12 protein-coding genes are annotated in these 17,686 nt (G+C 62.2%); 9 read left to right on the plus strand and 3 right to left on the minus strand.

Going from position 1 to position 17,686, the window contains the following annotated elements; translation table 11 throughout:
• The first annotated feature begins 205 nt into the window (after positions 1–205).
• From GDN47_RS17010 to GDN47_RS17025, 4 genes are all read left to right on the plus strand, one after another.
• Complete coding sequence (locus tag GDN47_RS17010; RefSeq protein ID WP_152093842.1) at positions 206–775, plus strand: isochorismatase family protein; 570 nt, start codon at positions 206–208, stop codon at positions 773–775.
• Positions 772–1,770: a GlxA family transcriptional regulator gene (locus GDN47_RS17015; RefSeq protein WP_113329881.1), complete on the plus strand. Its 999-nt coding sequence runs from the start codon at positions 772–774 to the stop codon at positions 1,768–1,770. Before GDN47_RS17010 ends, GDN47_RS17015 begins: the two co-directional genes overlap by 4 nt.
• Before the next feature lie 104 nt (positions 1,771–1,874).
• Positions 1,875–2,825 (plus strand): aldo/keto reductase, encoded by a 951-nt coding sequence (locus tag GDN47_RS17020; RefSeq protein WP_113329880.1) that lies wholly within the window; start codon positions 1,875–1,877, stop codon positions 2,823–2,825.
• Between the two features lie 13 nt (positions 2,826–2,838).
• A complete protein-coding gene (locus GDN47_RS17025) occupies positions 2,839–3,282 on the plus strand; it encodes a GNAT family N-acetyltransferase (RefSeq protein ID WP_113329879.1) in 444 nt (147 codons plus the stop codon).
• Here GDN47_RS17025 and GDN47_RS17030 read toward each other — a convergent pair.
• Positions 3,272–3,889 (minus strand): hypothetical protein, encoded by a 618-nt coding sequence (locus GDN47_RS17030; protein WP_113329878.1) that lies wholly within the window; start codon positions 3,887–3,889, stop codon positions 3,272–3,274. The genes GDN47_RS17025 and GDN47_RS17030 overlap by 11 nt on opposite strands.
• Positions 3,890–4,054: 165 nt before the next feature.
• Here GDN47_RS17030 and GDN47_RS17035 point away from each other — a divergent pair, with 165 nt between their 5' ends.
• Positions 4,055–4,549: a YciE/YciF ferroxidase family protein gene (locus tag GDN47_RS17035; protein WP_113329877.1), complete on the plus strand. Its 495-nt coding sequence runs from the start codon at positions 4,055–4,057 to the stop codon at positions 4,547–4,549.
• Positions 4,550–4,624: 75 nt separating this feature from the next.
• Here GDN47_RS17035 and GDN47_RS17040 read toward each other — a convergent pair whose 3' ends face one another.
• Complete coding sequence (locus GDN47_RS17040) at positions 4,625–5,518, minus strand: LysR family transcriptional regulator (protein WP_113329876.1); 894 nt, start codon at positions 5,516–5,518, stop codon at positions 4,625–4,627.
• 131 nt (positions 5,519–5,649) lie between these two features.
• Here GDN47_RS17040 and GDN47_RS17045 point away from each other — a divergent pair, with 131 nt between their 5' ends.
• The 4 genes from GDN47_RS17045 (at position 5,650) to GDN47_RS17060 (ending at position 14,974) form a co-directional block, all read left to right on the plus strand.
• Entirely contained in the window at positions 5,650–6,645 is a 996-nt protein-coding gene (locus GDN47_RS17045) for an aldo/keto reductase (RefSeq protein ID WP_152093843.1), read from the plus strand.
• Positions 6,646–6,900: 255 nt separating this feature from the next.
• A complete protein-coding gene (locus GDN47_RS17050; protein ID WP_152093844.1) occupies positions 6,901–12,423 on the plus strand; it encodes an alpha-2-macroglobulin family protein in 5,523 nt (1,840 codons plus the stop codon).
• Between the two features lie 9 nt (positions 12,424–12,432).
• Positions 12,433–14,520, plus strand: a complete 2,088-nt coding sequence (pbpC, locus tag GDN47_RS17055; protein ID WP_152093845.1) for a penicillin-binding protein 1C — start codon at positions 12,433–12,435, stop codon at positions 14,518–14,520.
• Between the two features lie 94 nt (positions 14,521–14,614).
• Complete coding sequence (locus tag GDN47_RS17060) at positions 14,615–14,974, plus strand: nuclear transport factor 2 family protein (RefSeq protein ID WP_015338486.1); 360 nt, start codon at positions 14,615–14,617, stop codon at positions 14,972–14,974.
• 279 nt (positions 14,975–15,253) lie between these two features.
• Here GDN47_RS17060 and pheT read toward each other — a convergent pair whose 3' ends face one another.
• Positions 15,254–17,677, minus strand: a complete 2,424-nt coding sequence (gene pheT / locus GDN47_RS17065; protein WP_152093846.1) for a phenylalanine--tRNA ligase subunit beta — start codon at positions 17,675–17,677, stop codon at positions 15,254–15,256.
• Between the last annotated feature and the right edge of the window lie 9 nt (positions 17,678–17,686).

The following is a 17,686-nucleotide window of genomic DNA, read 5'->3' on the forward strand; positions in this document are numbered from 1 at the left end:
ATTCCGCTCTGAACGAAATCGACGCCAATCTTATTCGGCCCCTGCCGAAGGCGCAACGCCCGAGACGGCCCGCAGGCGCGAACCCGAGGACATAAGGACCATCTCACCATGTCCGTATTTGTCCCTTTTCTGTCTGCCAGATGGCTTTCGAAGCTTTCAAGCGACGCCTAATCTCGGCTATCCTTCAAGCACAGGAGATACGAAAATGTCCCATGCGGATACCGCACTGCTCGTCATCGATGTCCAGGAATCCTTTCGCCAGCGTCCCTACTGGAGAACGGACGACCTGCCGGTCTTTACCGACCGCCTGCAGGCGCTGATCAATGGCGCCAAGGTGAGAGGCATTCCCGTCGTCCAGATCTTCCATGTCGAGGACAGCGACGCGCATTTCAGCCTGAAGAGCGGCTATGTGCGCAAGCTCGATGAGATCTCGCTGGAGGCCGATGCCGTCTTCCACAAACGCCGCCACTCGGCACTCGTCGGCTCCGGTCTCGATGTCTGGCTGGTGGCAAACGGCATCCGCAAGGTGATCGTCTCGGGTATCCGCACCGAGCAATGCTGCGAGACGACGACCCGGCACGCCTCCGATCTCGGCTATGAGGTCGACTATGTCACCGAGGCGACGCTGACCTTCCCGATGACGCATGCCTCGGGCACGGTCTTCAGCGTCGACGATATCAAGAAGCGCAGCGAACTGGTGCTATCGGGCCGTTTCGCCCGTATCGCAACGGTCGAAGAGGCGCTCGCCGATGCAACGATCCTGAATGCCGCATGACCCAAAGCGACCAGCGCCTCCATCGGCGGATCATTCCTGTCTACGTGCTTCTGCCGCCCTATACGCTGCTGATGGACGTGGCCGGGCCGGTGGAGGTTTTGCGCCGCGCCAATATCGAACAGGACGACGTCCTGTTCGACTATCAGTTCATCGCTGCCCAGCCGTCACAAACGACTTCGGTCGGGCTGACGCTTGCCGATCTCAGGCCGTTGCCGGATCACATTCCTGATGGCGCCTATGTCATCCTGTCCGGCAGCGTCACGCCGCCCGACGATGCCGAGGATATAGAGCCGGAGCTAGCCACGCTCGCGGCGTGGCTGAAAAGCGCGATCCGTCCGGGCATTACCCTCGTCACCATCTGCTCCGGAGCCGTGCTCGCCGCCCGCGCCGGGCTGATGGACGGCTATGCCTGCACCACACATGCCGCCTGTCTCGACGAAGTCAGGGAATTCGCTCCGACGGCCAGGGTTCTCGACAACCGGCTCTACGTCGAAGACCGCGATCGCTATTCTAGCGCCGGCATCACCACAGGCACCGATCTGATGCTGCATCTCGCCTCCAAGCTGACTTCACCGATGACAGCTCTGACCATTGCCCGGCACATGGTCGTCTATATGCGCAGGACCGGCAGCGAGCCGCAGCTCTCGCCCTGGCTCAGCGGCCGTAATCACGTCCACCCCGCCATCCATCGCGTTCAGGATGCGATCATGGCCGATCCGGCCCACGGCTGGTCGCTTGCCGAGCTTGCGGGCATCGGCGCAATGAGCGCACGGCATATTTCGCGGCTGTTTCAGGAGCATGCCGGCCTGTCGGTGACGGCCTATGTCAATCTGATGCGCGTGACGCTGGCCCGCGACGTACTTGCCAATTCGCGGCTGGATATGGAGCGCGTGGCGGAAAAATCCGGCTTCGCCTCGCCGCGGCATATGCGGCGCGTCTGGTCGAAATACAACGCGCTGCCGCCCAGCCACTATCGGCGCTCGACGACGGAATAAAGAAATTGTGTGTGGTCTTCGCCGAGAAAGGCCGATAGCCTGCCTTGTCCCTTCCTCCGGCGTCCGCTCGCCGGTTTACCTTTCAAATGACCTGGAGAAATAGCATGGACACGCGCAAGCTTGGACGAACCGATCTGTTTGTCGCCCCCATCGTTTTCGGCGGCAACGTCTTTGGCTGGACGGCCGATGAGAAAACCTCCTACGCACTGCTCGATGCTTTCTTCGATGCCGGCTTCAACACGATCGACACGGCCGATGTCTATTCCCGCTGGGTCCCCGGCAACAAGGGCGGCGATTCCGAGGAGATCATCGGCAAGTGGCTGAAGCAGGGCCGCGTTTCGCGCGACAAGGCCATCATCATCACCAAGGTCGGATCGGAGATGGGGCCGGGCAAGAAAGGCCTCAAGGCCGGCTATATCATCGAGGCGGCCGAGGCTTCTCTGAAGCGGCTGCAGACCGATCACATCGACCTTTATCTCTCGCACTGGCCGGACCCCGAGACGCCGCATGAGGAATCGCTCGCCGCCTATGCCAAGCTGAAGGAACAGGGCAAGATCCGCCATGTCGGCTGCTCGAACCTCGATGCGACGCAGCTCCAGGCTTCGCTCGATGCTGCCGCAAAGGCCGGCTTGCCTCGCTACGACGTGCTGCAGCCCGAATATAACCTCTACGCCCGCGACAGCTTCGAAGGTCCGCTTGCGGATCTCTGCGTCAAGGAAGAGATCGGCGTCATCACCTATTTCAGCCTCGCGGCCGGCTTCCTGACCGGCAAGTACCGCACCAAGGCGGATACGGAGGGACGGGCACGCGAGAACCGGGTTGCCGCCTATTTCGACGACAAGGGCCTGCGCATCCTCGCAGCCCTCGACAAGGTTTCAGCCGAAACCGGCGCCAAGCCCGCCGAGATCGCGCTTGCCTGGCTCTTGCGCAAACGCGGCGTCACCGCTCCGATCGCCAGCGCCACCAGCCTCGGCCAGCTTGACGCGCTCATCAATTCGGCAAAGCTTTCGCTTTCCGATGACGCCATGCGTCTGCTCGACGCAGCCGGCGAATAAGAAAGGCAGGCCTATGACCGTGACGATCCGCGACGCCAGACCCGAAGACGAAGCCCGTTGGCGCGCGCTTTGGGACGGCTATCTGGCCTTCTACGGCGTCACCGTCGCGCCTGATATCACCGATGCGACATGGCGGCGGGTCTTCGATCCGGCGTCGGCGATCTTCATGCGCGTGGCCGAGGTCGATGGCGAAGTGAAGGGCTTTACCCTCAGCCTCACGCATGAAGGCACATGGGTGCGCGCGCCCGACTGCTATCTGGAAGATCTATTCGTCGATGAAAGTGCCAGAGGCCACGGCGTCGGCCGGGCGCTCTTGGACGATCTCGTCGCGCTCTGCAAGACGAATGGCTGGGCACGTCTCTACTGGCATACCGAGGAAAGCAATGCGACCGCCCGCAAGCTCTACGACACCTATGTCGAGAGCGACGGGCATATTCGCTATCGCATCAGCTTCTGAGCTTAGGAAAGCCCTCGTAATGGGCGGAATGATCGCCCTCCCAATTGGCCATGCCCGGTTTGGTCAGCATGCCGCGCGGGCTGACAAAGCTTTGAATAGTCCGCTTGGGCCGCTCGTGCCACTGGATGTTGAAGGCCCAGAGCTTCGGGAAGAAGCAGAGCGATGCATAGGGCAGATGGTCGTGGATCCACCAGGCGAGCCTCTGCCAATCGCCCTCGTGACTATGGTGATCGATCAGCCAGGGCACGACGATGCAGACGGCCGCGCCCATGCAGCCATCGAGATCGCGCATATCCCAGATGTGGTGCGCGGCGGTATGGGGATTGGTCGAGCAGTTCAATCCATTCCTGTTACCGAAGGCATTGACCTCGGGTGAGCGATAGCCGGAACGGATATGTAGCCGGCCAAATGTCGCCTCCAGCGGTTCCAGCAATTCCTCGCAAAGCCGGCGTCCGGCCTCGATCGCCAGATCGGGATCTTCCGGGATGTTGGAAATGCGATAGAAATCCGCAATTTCCGAATGCAGGAAATCGCGAAAGAAGAAATTCTTCGACAGCCTGATGCGGCCGAGATCCTCAAGCCCCTTCATCGATCCCGGTTTTCTCATAGTGCGCTTCCCTCCTCGATCGGCATGGCCAACTCAGACGATTTTCGCCCTGGCTACCACCCGAATCCGTCAGCAACGGGAACAATTCATCCTGCACCGGCTTCTGTAGGGGTCGCCAAAGGCGGCTATCGCTTAGATAGGCAATCCCGAAGATGGAGAGAAACAATGCCGAAGGACAAGACGCTGGAAGATCTTTTCTACGATACGCTGAAGGACATCTACTTTGCCGAAAGGCAGATCGTCCGGGCGCTGCCCAAAATGGCGCGCGCCGCTCAATCGCCCGATCTCAAGGCCGGCTTCGAAAAGCACCTGCAGGAAACCGAGGGACATGTCGAACGCCTGCAACAGGTCTTCGAACTGATCGGCAAGCGCGCACAGGGCAAGACCTGCGAAGCCATTCAAGGAATCATCGCGGAAGGCGAGGAGATCATCGATGAATTCAAGGGAACACCGGCTCTCGATGCCGGGCTGATTTCCGCGGCGCAGGCCGTCGAACACTATGAGATCGCCCGTTACGGCACGCTGCGGACCTGGGCGAATACGCTCGGCCAGCAGCAGGTGGTCAAGCTGCTCGACCAGACGCTGCAGGAAGAGGGCAATGCCGATAAGACCCTCTCGAAGCTGGCGACGACCGCCGCCAACCAAAAAGCCGCGGCTTGACCGCCGATACCGGGCCAATCAGGGAAGAGCGGCGGGCCACGCTCGGCCGCCCTTCTCCATCCATCCCCGGTATGGCTATGGCCCGCTATATCTGAAGAAATCGATGAAAGCTCTGAGGGCCGGGCGCATCTGGCGGCGGCTCGGATAATAGATGCAGAAGCCCGGATAGGGCGGACACCAGTCCTCGAGCACGCGGATGAGCTTGCCTTCCGCCAGTTCCTGCTGCACGCGAATGTCGAAGAGATAGGCAAGGCCGGCGCCATTGAGGGCAGCCAAAACGCCGAGCCGATCCTCGATCACGATCAAGGGGCCATCGACGGGAACGACCAGTTCGCGGCCATCCTTCTCGAACTCCCAGCGATAGATCGAGCCATCGGTAAATCGCCGCTTGATGCAGCGGTGATGGACGAGATCGCGTGGATGCAGCGGCTTCGGATGCTTCTCGAAATAGGCAGGCGACCCGGCGATGACCGTGCGTATGTCAGGCGAGACCTTCACCGCGATCATATCGCCTTCGATACTCTCCGCCAGCCGGATGCCGGCATCGTAGCCTTCCTTGACGATATTGCTGAAGCCATCCTCGTTGGCGATCTCGAGCGTGATATCGGGATAGGTGTTGAGGAAATCGCCAAGCCGAGGTGCCATCAGGAGGTCAGAGGCAAAACGCGGCGCGGTGATGCGCAACGTCCCCGCGGGGCGGCCTCGGGTCGCAAGCGCATCCTCAAGCGCGATATCGATTTCCTCCAGGGCCGGCCCCAACCGTTGCAATAGCGCCTGCCCCTCCTCGGTCGGAAGCACACTGCGCGTGGTGCGGGCAAGCAGCCGCACGCCGAGGCTTTCCTCAAGGCTGGAGACGGCGTGGCTGACCGCCGATGGCGCGATCGACAATTCCTTGCCGGCAGCACGAAAGCTGCGATGGGCGGCGACGGCGGCAAAAACCGCAAGCTGAGAGAGCTGTGTTCTGTTCATTGATCTAAATTATAGAACAACCTGTAAGAATTTGCATGGATTTTCATTCATTGTCCGGAACCCTAACTTGAACTCGTAGGCAGCGGACACGAGCCCCTGTCGCTCCCATACGTCTCAAGAAGGAATACATCATGAAAACCCGCAGGCTAGGTAAGGATCTCACCGTTTCCGCCGTTGGACTGGGCTGCATGGGCATGAGCTTTGCCTATGGCGCCACTGACGAGACCGAATCCGTCAAGACGCTCCATCGCGCCGTCGATCTCGGCGTCACCTTTTTCGACACCGCCGAGGTCTACGGCCCCTTCACCAATGAAGAGCTGCTCGGCCGCACGCTGAAGTCTGTGCGTGACCGCGTTGTCATCGCCACCAAATTCGGTTTCAAGCTCGATCTCACGAAAAGTGGCCCGGCGGCGATGATCGGCGTCGACAGCCGGCCCCAGCATGTCAAGGAAGTCGCCGAAGCTTCCCTTAAGCGACTTGGCACCGATGTCATCGACCTCTTCTACCAGCATCGCGTCGACCCGAATGTGCCGATCGAAGATACGGTCGGCGCCATGGCGGAGCTTGTGAAAGAGGGCAAGGTGCGCACACTCGGCCTATCCGAAGCCGGCTCTGCCACCATCCGCCGCGCCCATGCCGTACATCCGATCGCTGCAGTGCAGAGCGAATATTCGCTCTGGAGCCGCGATCCCGAGGAAGACGTGCTCGCCACCTGCCGCGAACTTGGCATCGGCTTCGTGCCCTACAGCCCGCTTGGCCGCGGCTTCCTGACCGGAGCGATCCACAAGACGGAGGATCTCGCCGACGACGATTTCCGCCGCTCGCTGCCACGCTTCCAGAGCGAGAATTTCGATGCCAACGCGGCCTTGGTGGCAAGGCTTCAAGCTCTTGCCGAAGAAAAGAATGTCACGGCGGCACAACTGGCGCTCGCATGGGTGCTGCATCAGGGTGACGACATCGTGCCGATCCCCGGCGCACGCAAACTGCACCATCTCGAGCAGAACGCCGCCGCTGCCGATATCGCGCTGTCGCCGCAGGAGTTGAAGGAACTTGGTGGCATCATCTCGCCCGAAACGGTCGCCGGCAAACGATACACCGATGCCTCCCTGGCGATGACGAATATATGACAAACGGGCTGCTCCTTCTGCCCACACAAAGACATCGGCCGCAAAGGTCGGTGTCTTTTTGGGACCGAAAAGAAAAGTGAAGCATCGCAGAGAAGATGGCCGAACATGCGAATCGCCTGAATTGCAGGCTTTTTCAAATTCCTAGATTGATCGTCATGGACGCGAAGCTCGTTCGAAAGCTCCACGCTCGGTTGACAAACGGGTGCGAAATTTGAAGATTGCCGCCATCAAAAACGGGCAGCGTGGGGAGGACTTATGTCTAGGCGCGCGTTTATCGGCTTCTCTGCTTTTCTTCTCGCCACTTTCGCATCTCTGACCCCTTCGGTCGCCGCTGACGTCAAGCGCCAGGTGGTCACCACGAAGGATGGCGACTACTTCGGCTTCGATCTGCGCACAGAGCAGAATGTGACGCTGGATCAGTGCTCCGCCTCCTGCATCGGCGACAAGTCCTGCAAGGCCTTCACCTACAATCCCAAGGTGAAGTGGTGCTTCATGAAGTCGGACTTCAATCAGCTCAACAGTTTCCCCGGCGCGATCGCCGGCAAGATCGTCGAGACGGCCGCCACCAGCGAGCCGGATATCGGCGCTGCCCCTGCCCTTTCCTTCCTTTCCGACAATTTCGTCCAGAGCGCGCGCGATGCAAAGAACACGCTGACGCTCGGCAACGAGCTGAAGGGCCAGGGCGTCGAAAGCCTGATCGCGCTCGGCCGCATCGAACTGACTTCGGGCAATGTCAACGATGCCCTAAACGCCTTCCAGGGCGCGCTTTCAATCAATCCCGACAATGGTGATCTGTGGATCGAGATGGCGCGCGCCGCCAATACGATCACGAACGACACGTCCGTCGCCACGCGGGCCGCCTATGCCGCGCTCAACGGCTACCAACTGACCCGCACGACGAGCAGCCGCGCCGATGCGCTGGCTGTGCTCGCCGAAGCGCTGAAGAACGCGCAGAACTATCGCCCCGCGCTCAGCGCCTACAAGGCAAGCCTCAATCTCGTCAGCTCCGCCGCCGTCCAGGCAGCCTATAACGATCTTCTGGCTCGCCAGGGCTTCCGCGTGACCGGCAATACGCTCGACAACGACAATGCCTCGCCCCGCGCCTGCGTGCAGTTCTCCGAAAAGCTGGTGAAGAGCGGCGTCGACTACACGCCCTTCGTCACCCTCAACGACGCCACGCCGAAGGGTGTCGACGCCAAGGACAACCAGATCTGTGTCGAAGGCCTGGAATTCGGCCAGCACTATCGCATTTCGCTGCGCGCCGGCCTGCCCTCCTCCGTGGATGAAAACCTCGCCTCGCAGGTCAATGTCGATATCTACGTCAAGGATCGCACGGCTTCGCTGCGCTTCACCGGCGACAATTTCGTCCTGCCTTCGACTGCACGCCGCGGCATCCCGATCGTTTCGGTCAACGCCAACACGGCCAATCTCAAGCTCTATCGCATCGGCGACCGCAATATCGCGCAGCTTCTGAACAACTCGCAGTTCCTGACACAGGTGGACAGCTACAGCGCCCAGACTATCCAGGACACCAATGGCGAGCTGGTCTGGCAGGGCTCCATCGAGATCAAGCAGGAACTCAACAAGGAAGTCGCGACCAGCTTCCCTGTGGACGAGGCATTACCGAAGCGCAAGCCCGGCGTCTATGTGCTGACGGCGGTTGCGCCCGAGAGCGGCGGTCATGAATGGGACCCGCAGGCGACGCAGTGGTTCGTCGTTTCCGACATCGGCGTCACCACCTATGCCGGCACCGACGGGCTCAACGTTTTCGCCCGCTCGCTCGGCAGCGCCAAGCCGCTGGCCGGCATCCAGCTGCAGCTGCTCGCCAAGAACAATGAAATCCTCGGCACGGCGAAGACCGACGACAACGGACGCGCCGTCTTCAGCGCCGGCCTGATGCGCGGTACTGCTGGCATGACGCCGGCCGTGATTACCGCCCAAAACGGCGATCAGGATTATGTCTTCCTCGACATGACGCGCGCCGGCTTCGATCTTTCCGATCGCGGCGTCGCCGGTCGAACCGCGCCTGGTGCGATCGATCTTTTGACCTGGACGGAACGCGGCATCTACCGTGCCGGCGAGACGGTGCATGCCTCCGCCCTTGCCCGCGACGTCAGCTCGACGGCGGTCGAAAACCTGCCACTCACGTTCGTCTTCCTGCGTCCGGATGGCGTCGAGGATCGCCGCATCGTCACCGATGGCGGCAAGCTGGGCGGCTATAATGTCGATCTGCCGCTGCAGCAGACCTCGATGCGCGGCACCTGGACGATGAATATCTATACCGACCCGAAGGGTTCCTCTATCGGCTCACAGACCTTCCTCGTCGACGATTTCGTGCCGGATCGCATCGAATTCGACATGAAGAGCGACGCCAAGGAGATCGAAGTCGGCCAGCCGACGCCGATCAATGTCGACGGACGCTATCTCTATGGCGCACCGGCCGCCGGCCTCAATCTGGAAGGCGAAGTGACGCTGAAGCCGACGCGCCAGAGCGACGCCTACAAGGGCTATCAGTTCGGCCTCGCCGACGAAGGCGCCGGCAAGGCAAACGCAAACAATGACGACGAGGACAGCGACAGCGGCGACAGCAAGGCCGAGAGCACGCAGGTTCCCCTTGAAGACCTGCAGGCGCTGGATGAAAACGGCAAGACCACCTTCAACGTCACGATCAACGATACGCCCTCGACCACGCAGCTCCTGAACGCCAATATCACGGTGCGCATGCAGGAAGCCGGCGGCCGCGCCGTCGAGCGCTTGCTGACGCTGCCCGTCAAGGCAGATGGGCCGCGCATCGGCATCAAACCGGAATTCGACGGCGATCTCGGGGAAAACTCCGTCGGCAACTTCCACGTCATCGTTGTCGACGCCAATGGCCAGAAACAGGCCATGCAGGGCCTGACCTGGAAGCTGCTCAGCGTCGAGCGCAATTATCAATGGTATCGCGACGGCAGCAGCTGGAAGTTCGAGCCGATCATGTCCACCAAGCAGGTGGCGGTCGGCACGGTCAATGCCACGACGGACGGCGCGGCGATTTCCATGCCCGTTACCTGGGGCCGCTACCGGCTCGAAGTCTCTACCGCCGACGCGAACGGCCCGGAATCGAGCGTCGAGTTCAATGCCGGTTGGTATGTCGCCTCCACCTCAACGGAAACGCCTGACGCGCTCGAAATCGCGCTCGACAAGGAGAGCTACCATGTCGGTGATACGGCCAAGCTGAAGGTTACTTCGCGCTATGCCGGCCAGCTGATGGTGACGGCCGGTTCGGAGACGCTGATCTCGGTCACCAATGCCGATATCGGCGCCAACGGCGGCGAAGTGGACGTTCCCGTGACCGCCGACTGGGGCGCGGGTACATACTTGACGGCCACGCTGTTCCGCCCGGGCGAAGCCCAGGAAAGCCGGATGCCGATGCGCGCCATCGGCATCAAATGGGCTCCCGTGGATCCCGGCGAACGCAAGCTGCAGATCAAGATCGACGCGCCGCAGAAGACGCTGCCGCGCCAGCCGCTTGATATCAGCCTGCAGGTCGCCGGCGCAGGCGCCAACGAGGACGCCTACGTCACGATCGCCGCCGTCGATGTCGGCATCCTCAATCTCACGCGTTATCAGCCGCCGGCACCGGATGACTGGTATTACGGCCAGCGCCAGCTCGGCCTCGAAATCCGCGACATCTACGGTCGCCTCATCGATGGCTCGCTCGGCGCCACCGGCAAGCTACGCACCGGCGGCGACGGCGGACAGGCGGCTTTACAAGCAAGCCCGCCGAAGGAAAAGCTGATCGCGTTCTTCTCCGGTCCCATCAAGCTTGATGCGAATGGGAAGGCCAATGTCAGCTTCGACATTCCGCAATTCAACGGCACGGCGCGGCTGATGGCGGTTGCCTGGTCGAAGGCCGGCGTCGGTCACGCGACGCAGGACGTCATCATCCGCGATCCTGTCGTCGTCACCGCCAGCCTGCCGAAGTTCCTGGCGCCCGGAGACAAGGCCAACCTGCGTCTCGACGTCGCCAACACCGATTCGCCGGCCGGCGAATACACGCTCGCGGTAACAGGCAACAGCGCCGTGACGGTGGATGCAAACGCTACCCAGCAGAAGATCAACCTCGAAACCGGCGGCAAATACGCGATCACCTTGCCGCTGACCGGCGGACAGCCGGGCGACGGCACGGTTTCGATCAAGCTGTCGAATGCTTCGGGCATGTCGCTCGATCAATCGGTCGATATCCCGGTTCGTCCGTCGCAGCTGCCGGTCACCGAACGGCGCGTCATCGCGCTGGCCCCCGGCAAGAGCCTCACCGTCAATGCCGATCTTCTTGCCGATAGCGTGCTACCCGGCGCCTCTGTCAGCGTGAATGTCAGTCGCTCCAGCGCCTTCGATGTGCCGGCGCTGCTGATGAGCCTTAGCCGCTATCCCTATGGCTGCGCGGAACAGACGGCGAGCAGCGCCATGCCCCTGCTCTACTTCAGCGACATGGCCATCAAGAATGGCCTTGCCGATGACGCCGAGATCCAGAAGCGCGTGCAGGATTCGATCTATCGCGAATTGTCCTACCAGTCTTCGACCGGCAGCTTTGGTCTCTGGGGACCGGGTTCCGGCGATCTCTGGCTCGACGCCTACGTCATGGACTTCCTGACCCGCGCCCGCGAGCAGAAGTACAACGTGCCGGACCAGGCGATGGTGCAGGGCCTCGAAAACCTCCAGAATGCGCTGAGCGCCAACACCAACGTCAAGGACAACGGAAACGAAATCGCCTATGCGCTCTATGTGCTCGCGCGCAACAAGAAGGCCTCGATCAGCGATCTGCGATATTATGCGGACACGATGCTGAACGACTTTCCGACGCCGCTCTCCAAGGCGCATCTGGCTGCGGCTCTCGCGCTCTATGGGGATGCTCAGCGCTCTCGCAACATCTTCGTGGACTCGCTGCAGATGTCGCAGAAGGCGGCAGTCACAAAGGTCAGCTTCGTCCGCTCGGATTACGGCTCGTCGCTGCGCGACGGTGCGGCCGTGCTGGCGTTGGCTGCCGAAAGCCGCCCGGTGCCGCCGATCATTCCGGAACTCGCCAGCGTCGTCGCCAAGGATTGGCAGAGCCGGAAATATACCAGCACCCAGGAACAGACCTGGATGCTGCTCGCCGCCCGCGCCCTGCAGAACGGCGATGACGGCCTGACACTCGACGTCAACGGCGCCGCCCATAGCGGCACCTACATGGCACAGATGTCGGGCGATGCTCTGATGGGCCATCCGCTGACCGTGACCAACACGACGCGCCAGCCGCTGTCGGCTGCCGTAACCACGGTCGCGGCTCCGGTCGCGCAGCTGCCGGCCGGCGGCAACGGCTTCAAGATCGAGCGCAAGTACTATACGCTCGACGGCGAAGAGGCGAATGTCAGCCAGGCACAGCAGAACGAACGCTATGTCGTCGTATTGCACGTGACCGAGGACAATGATTGGCCACAGCGCATCCTCGTGACCGATCTCCTGCCGGCAGGCTTCGAGATCGATAATCCGAGCATCGTCAACAGTGCCCAGTTGTCGAACTTCGACTGGCTTAGCGAAGTTCAGCCGGCCCATGTCGAATTCCGCAACGACCGCTTCGTCGCCGCCTTCGACCAGGGTTCGGGCGCGGACCGTGACATGACCTTCGCCTATGTCGTGCGCGCCGTAACCCCCGGCGTCTACGATCATCCGGCCGCAAGCGTCGAGGACATGTACCGTCCGCAGTTCTCGGCCCGCACGGCGATGGGCCGCATGGAGGTGCTGGGCGCCCAGCAATAAGAAGCAGACATGAAGGCGCGTTGGAAGATTGCGATCGGCTTTGGAGCCACTGCCGCAATAGTGGTGGCTCTGGTCTTTGGCCTGGAAGCCGCGGACAGAGCCTATCCGCCGCCGCTGGACAATGCCCGCGTGGTTTCCGCTGAGGTGCTCGACGCCAATGGCGATCTCCTGCGCGCCTTTGCCACTCCCGATGGCCGCTGGCGGCTGAAGACCGGCGTCGCCGATGTCGATCCGCAATTTCTGCGCATGCTGGTCGCCTATGAGGACCGGCGCTTCTACGACCATCACGGCGTCGACCCGATGGCGATCGGCCGCGCCTTCCTGCAGCTCGTCACACATGGCCGCATCGTCTCCGGCGGCTCGACGCTCTCCATGCAGGTCGCGCGCCTGATCGAGCCGCGCAGCGAGCGCTCGATGACGGCAAAGCTCCTGCAGGTCGCTCGTGCCATCCAGATCGAGCGGCGGCTGACCAAGGAACAGATCCTCGATCTCTATCTGACGCACGCTCCCTATGGCGGCAATCTGGAAGGCGTGCGCGCGGCGAGCCTTGCCTATTTCGGCAAGGAGCCGCGACACCTGACAGTCGCGCAGGCTGGCCTGCTCGTGGCGCTGCCGCAGCTGCCGGAAAAGCGCCGGCCGGACCGCAATCTCGCAGCAGCCCAGGCCGCCCGCCATCGCGTGCTCGAGCGCGCGGCGGTGGCAGCCGTTATCGGCGAAGGCGAAGCGGAGCGCGCCTCGCTCTCCCCCATTCCGGCTCAGCGTCGGCAGCTCCCGGCCTATGCCGCGCATCTGGCCGAACTTGCGCTGCGCAAACAGCCCGGCATGATCAAGCACAAGACGACGCTGAGACGTGATGTGCAGCAGGGCCTCGAAGCCGTTGCCGATGTGGCGGCAAAGCGGCTCGGGCCGAAGGTGTCAGTCGCGATGATCATGGCCGATGCCAAGACCGGCGAGATCATCGGCGAGGTCGGCTCCGCCAACTACTTCGATTCCTCGCGCGCCGGTTGGGTCGATATGACCCGGGTGCTGCGCTCGCCCGGCTCTACGCTGAAGCCCTTCATCTACGGCCTTGCCTTCGAGCAGGGCTATGTGGCCCAGGAAACGATCATCGAGGATCGCCCCGCCGATTTCTACGGCTATCGTCCCCGCAATTTCGACATGAGCTACCAGGGCGATGTCAGCGTACGGCAGGCGCTGCAATTGTCGTTGAATGTGCCGGCCGTGCGGCTGCTCGATGCCGTAGGTCCCACGCGGCTGCTGGTGCGCTTCCGTCGCGCGGAGGTGAAGCCGAAGCTGCCGCCGAACGAAGCGCCCGGGCTTGCCATCGGCCTCGGCGGCGTCGGCGTGACGCTGAAGGATCTCGTGCAGCTCTATGCCGGGCTTGCCAATCGCGGCAAGGCGATGCGGATCGGCGATGGCGTGCAGGACGAGGCCGGACCGATCGACGGCGAGCCGCTGATGGAGCCGATCGCGGTGTGGAACATCACCGACATTCTCTCCGACATCATCGCGCCGCGCGGCAGCAAACAGCTCGGTATCGCCTACAAGACCGGCACCAGCTACGGCAACCGCGATGCCTGGTCGATCGGCTATGACGGCGCGCATGTACTCGGCGTCTGGGTCGGCCGTCCGGACAATGGCGCCGTGCCCGGGCTGGCGGGTTATGTTTCGGCCGCACCCGTCCTGTTCGAAGCCTTCGCCAAATCGGGCGTTGCCATAGCGCCTTTCCCTGCAGCTCCCATGGGTGCCGTACGCATCGCGCCGACCGAACTGCCGATCAGTCAGCGGCGCTTTTCCGTGACTGCTGCCGGGCTGCTGGCGGCCTCCAGCCGCGAACCCGCCCCACAGATCGTCTATCCGCCGGAAGGCGCGCGCGTCGATCTCGGCGCCAGCAGCGGCAACGACCAGATCATGCCGCTGGCGCTGAAGCTGCAGGGTGGCAGGGCGCCGTTCCGCTGGCTCGCCAACGGCAAGCCGCTACCCGACATGTCGCGCCGCCGCACCAACCAATGGACGCCCGATGGCGCCGGCTATTCGACGCTGACGGTCATCGATGCGGCAGGGCGCGCAGCAAGCGTGCGGGTTTTTGTCGAATAATATCCGTCAAAGCATTGCGATCACGCCGCCGGCATTTTTGTCAGCCGCCGGCGTCTATGATATCTTAGGCATAACTCAAACGAGGAATGACGAGATGTCGGAAGAGCAGGCAATCCGTGCGGTCGTTCATCTCTATGTCGATGGCATGGCATTTGCGAACGAGCCAGCGCTGCGCAAGGCCTTCCATCCGCGAGCAGCGATCATCGGCAACTACCAAGGCGCGGTGGAATGGATGACGCGAGATGAATTCATTGCCGCGATCGTTGAGGAAGGCAGTGCGCCGCCCGGCACCATACCGCTGATGGAGATCGAGTTGATCGACATCGAAGGCGATGCGGCCAGCGTCAAGGTCGTCGACGAATTCGCCGGCATGCGGTTTTCGGATTATCTATCGCTGGTGAAGATCGATGGGCGGTGGAGTGTGGTGAACAAGGTTTATCATCTGCATCGGTAGATGATGCGGCCCGAGGCACGCCTTTTATGCCGAGCGTCTGATACCCCCCTCTGTCGCTGTCGCGACATCTCCCCCACAAGGGGGGAGATTGTTGGGAGTATGCCTCTCTTTATCCGTAAAACAATAAGCTGCAGTTTCTACGGACTCGATATTTCCTTGAGGGACTCGAGCGCCACGAGTTACCAATCTCCCCCCTTGTGGGGGAGATGTCCCGACAGGGACAGAGGGGGGTGTTGCACTATCAGCAAACGCAAGAGCTACTGATAGTGATAAGCCGCTCTACCCTCTCAGCACCCCACCCGTCGACTTCGTGACGTTTGCCACGATCTTCTGGGTCAGTGCCTCGAAATCCTCATCAGTCAGCGTACGCTCTGCCGGCTGGATCTGCACCTCGATGGCGATGGACTTCTTGCCCTCGCCAAGCGATGCACCCTCGAAAATGTCGAAGACGTTTACACCGGTGACCAGCTTGCGGTCGGCACCGGTCGCAGCGCGGATGATCGCGCCGGCTTCCACCGACTTGTCGACCACGAAGGCGAAGTCACGCTTGACGGCCTGGAAGGGTGAAAGCTCCAGCGCCGGCTTCGTGCGGGTCGCCTTCTTCTTTGGTTCGGGCATGGCATCGATATAGACTTCGAAGCCGGCGAGAGCACCCGACACGTCGAGCGCTTCCAGCGTCTTCGGATGGAATTCGCCGAAATAGCCGAGCACGACCTTCGGCCCCATCTTGATGGTGCCGGAGCGGCCGGGGTGATACCAGGCCGGCCCGCCCTGCTCGATCTGGATATTGCCCATCGGCAGGCCGCAGGCCTCGATGACGGCCAAAGCGTCGGCCTTGGCGTCGAAGACATCGACCGGCTTGCCGCCGCCCTTGGTTGCGTTCGACCACATCCGGCCGGCGCCGGCAAGCGTTGCCGTGCCGCGGCGGATGCCGCCGGCAACACGACGCTGGCCCTCGGGCCTATCGTTCTCATAGGTGCCAGAGACTTCGAAGATCGCGACGTCGCCATAGCCTTTGTCGGCATTGCGCTGCGCGGCCGAAAGCAAACCCGGTAGCAGCGAGGGACGCATGTCGGACATATCAGCGGCGATCGGGTTCGCAAGCTTCAGCGCGTTGGAGCCGCCGCCGAAGAGCTTGGCCTGATCTTCCGAGATGAAAGACCAGGTGACCGCTTCCAGCATGCCGCGCGCAGCGAGCGCCCGCTTGGCGGTGCGCGTGCGGATCTGCAGCGTCGTCAGGATCTTGCCGTTCACGGCGGTGTGGCTCGCCAACGGCTGCGGCTTGATATTGTCGACGCCATGGATGCGCATGATCTCTTCGACGAGGTCAGCCTTACCATCGACATCCGGACGCCAGGAGGGAACGGCGACCGAGATGCGCTCGCCGGAACCGGAGACCGAGAAGCCGAGCTTGGTCAGGATGGACTTGCTCTCATCGGCCGAGACTTCGAGGCCGGTCAGGCGCTTGACTTCCGACAGCGGGAAATCGACGACCTTTGCCTCATAGCCCTTGTAACCCTCGACGCGGGCCTTGGCGGCCGTGCCACCACAGCAGGCAAGCACCAGTTCCGTCGTGCGCTCAAGGCCGGGCACCATATATTCCGGATCGACACCGCGCTCGAAACGATAGCGCGCATCGGTGATGATGCCGAGGCTGCGGCCGCTCTTGGCGATGTTCATCGGGTCCCAGAGCGCCGATTCGATCAGCACGTCCGTGGTGTTCTCGTCACAGCCGGAATGCTCGCCGCCCATGATGCCGCCGATCGATTCGACGCCGTTGTCATCGGCGATGACGACGTTACTGGGGTTGAGCTTGTATTCGCGCTCATCGAGCGCCAGCACGGTTTCGCCGTCCCTGGCGCGGCGCACGACCAGATTGCCCTTGACCTTGGCGGCGTCGAAGACGTGCATCGGCCGGCCCTGATCGAAGGTCATGTAGTTGGTGATATCGACCAGCGCGCTGATCGGACGGAGACCGATGGCGAGCAGGCGCTGCTGCATCCACTTCGGGCTCGGACCGTTCTTGACGCCGCGCACGAGGCGCAGCGAAAAGCCGGGGCACAGGCGCGCATCATCCAGCTCGATCTTGAGCTCGGTCGGCGTTTCGCCCTGGACAGGAAAGGTTGGCGTGAGGCGGGGCTTCAGGGTGCCAAGGCCGGAGGCGGCGAGATCGCGGGCGATGCCATAGACACCGGTACAGTCCGGGCGGTTCGGCGTCAGATTGATCTCGATGACCGGATCATCGAGACCGGCATAGGCGGCAAAGCTCGTGCCAACAGGTGCATCTTCCGGAAGGTCGATGATGCCGTCATGGCTGTCCGAAATTTCCAGTTCCTTTTCCGAACACATCATGCCGCGGCTCTCGACACCGCGGATGTTGCCAATGGCGAGCGTCACATCGATGCCGGGAACATAGGTGCCGGGGGCAGCGAAGGCGCCAACGAGGCCGGCGCGCGCATTCGGTGCGCCGCAGACGACCTGAACGGGCGCACCGCTGCCGGTATCGACCATCAGCACCTTGAGGCGATCGGCCTGGGGATGCTTTTCTGCCGAGAGAACCTTGGCGATGACGAAGGGCTTGAACGCCGCCTTGTCGTCGACCTCTTCCACTTCCAGCCCGATCATCGTCAGGCGGGCGCAGATCTCGTCGAGCGTGGCGTCGGTTTCCAGATGCTCTTTCAGCCAGGAGAGTGTGAATTTCATGTGCTTTAT

The organism is Martinezella dioscoreae, from assembly GCF_009176305.1.
GTDB lineage: Bacteria > Pseudomonadota > Alphaproteobacteria > Rhizobiales > Rhizobiaceae > Rhizobium > Rhizobium dioscoreae.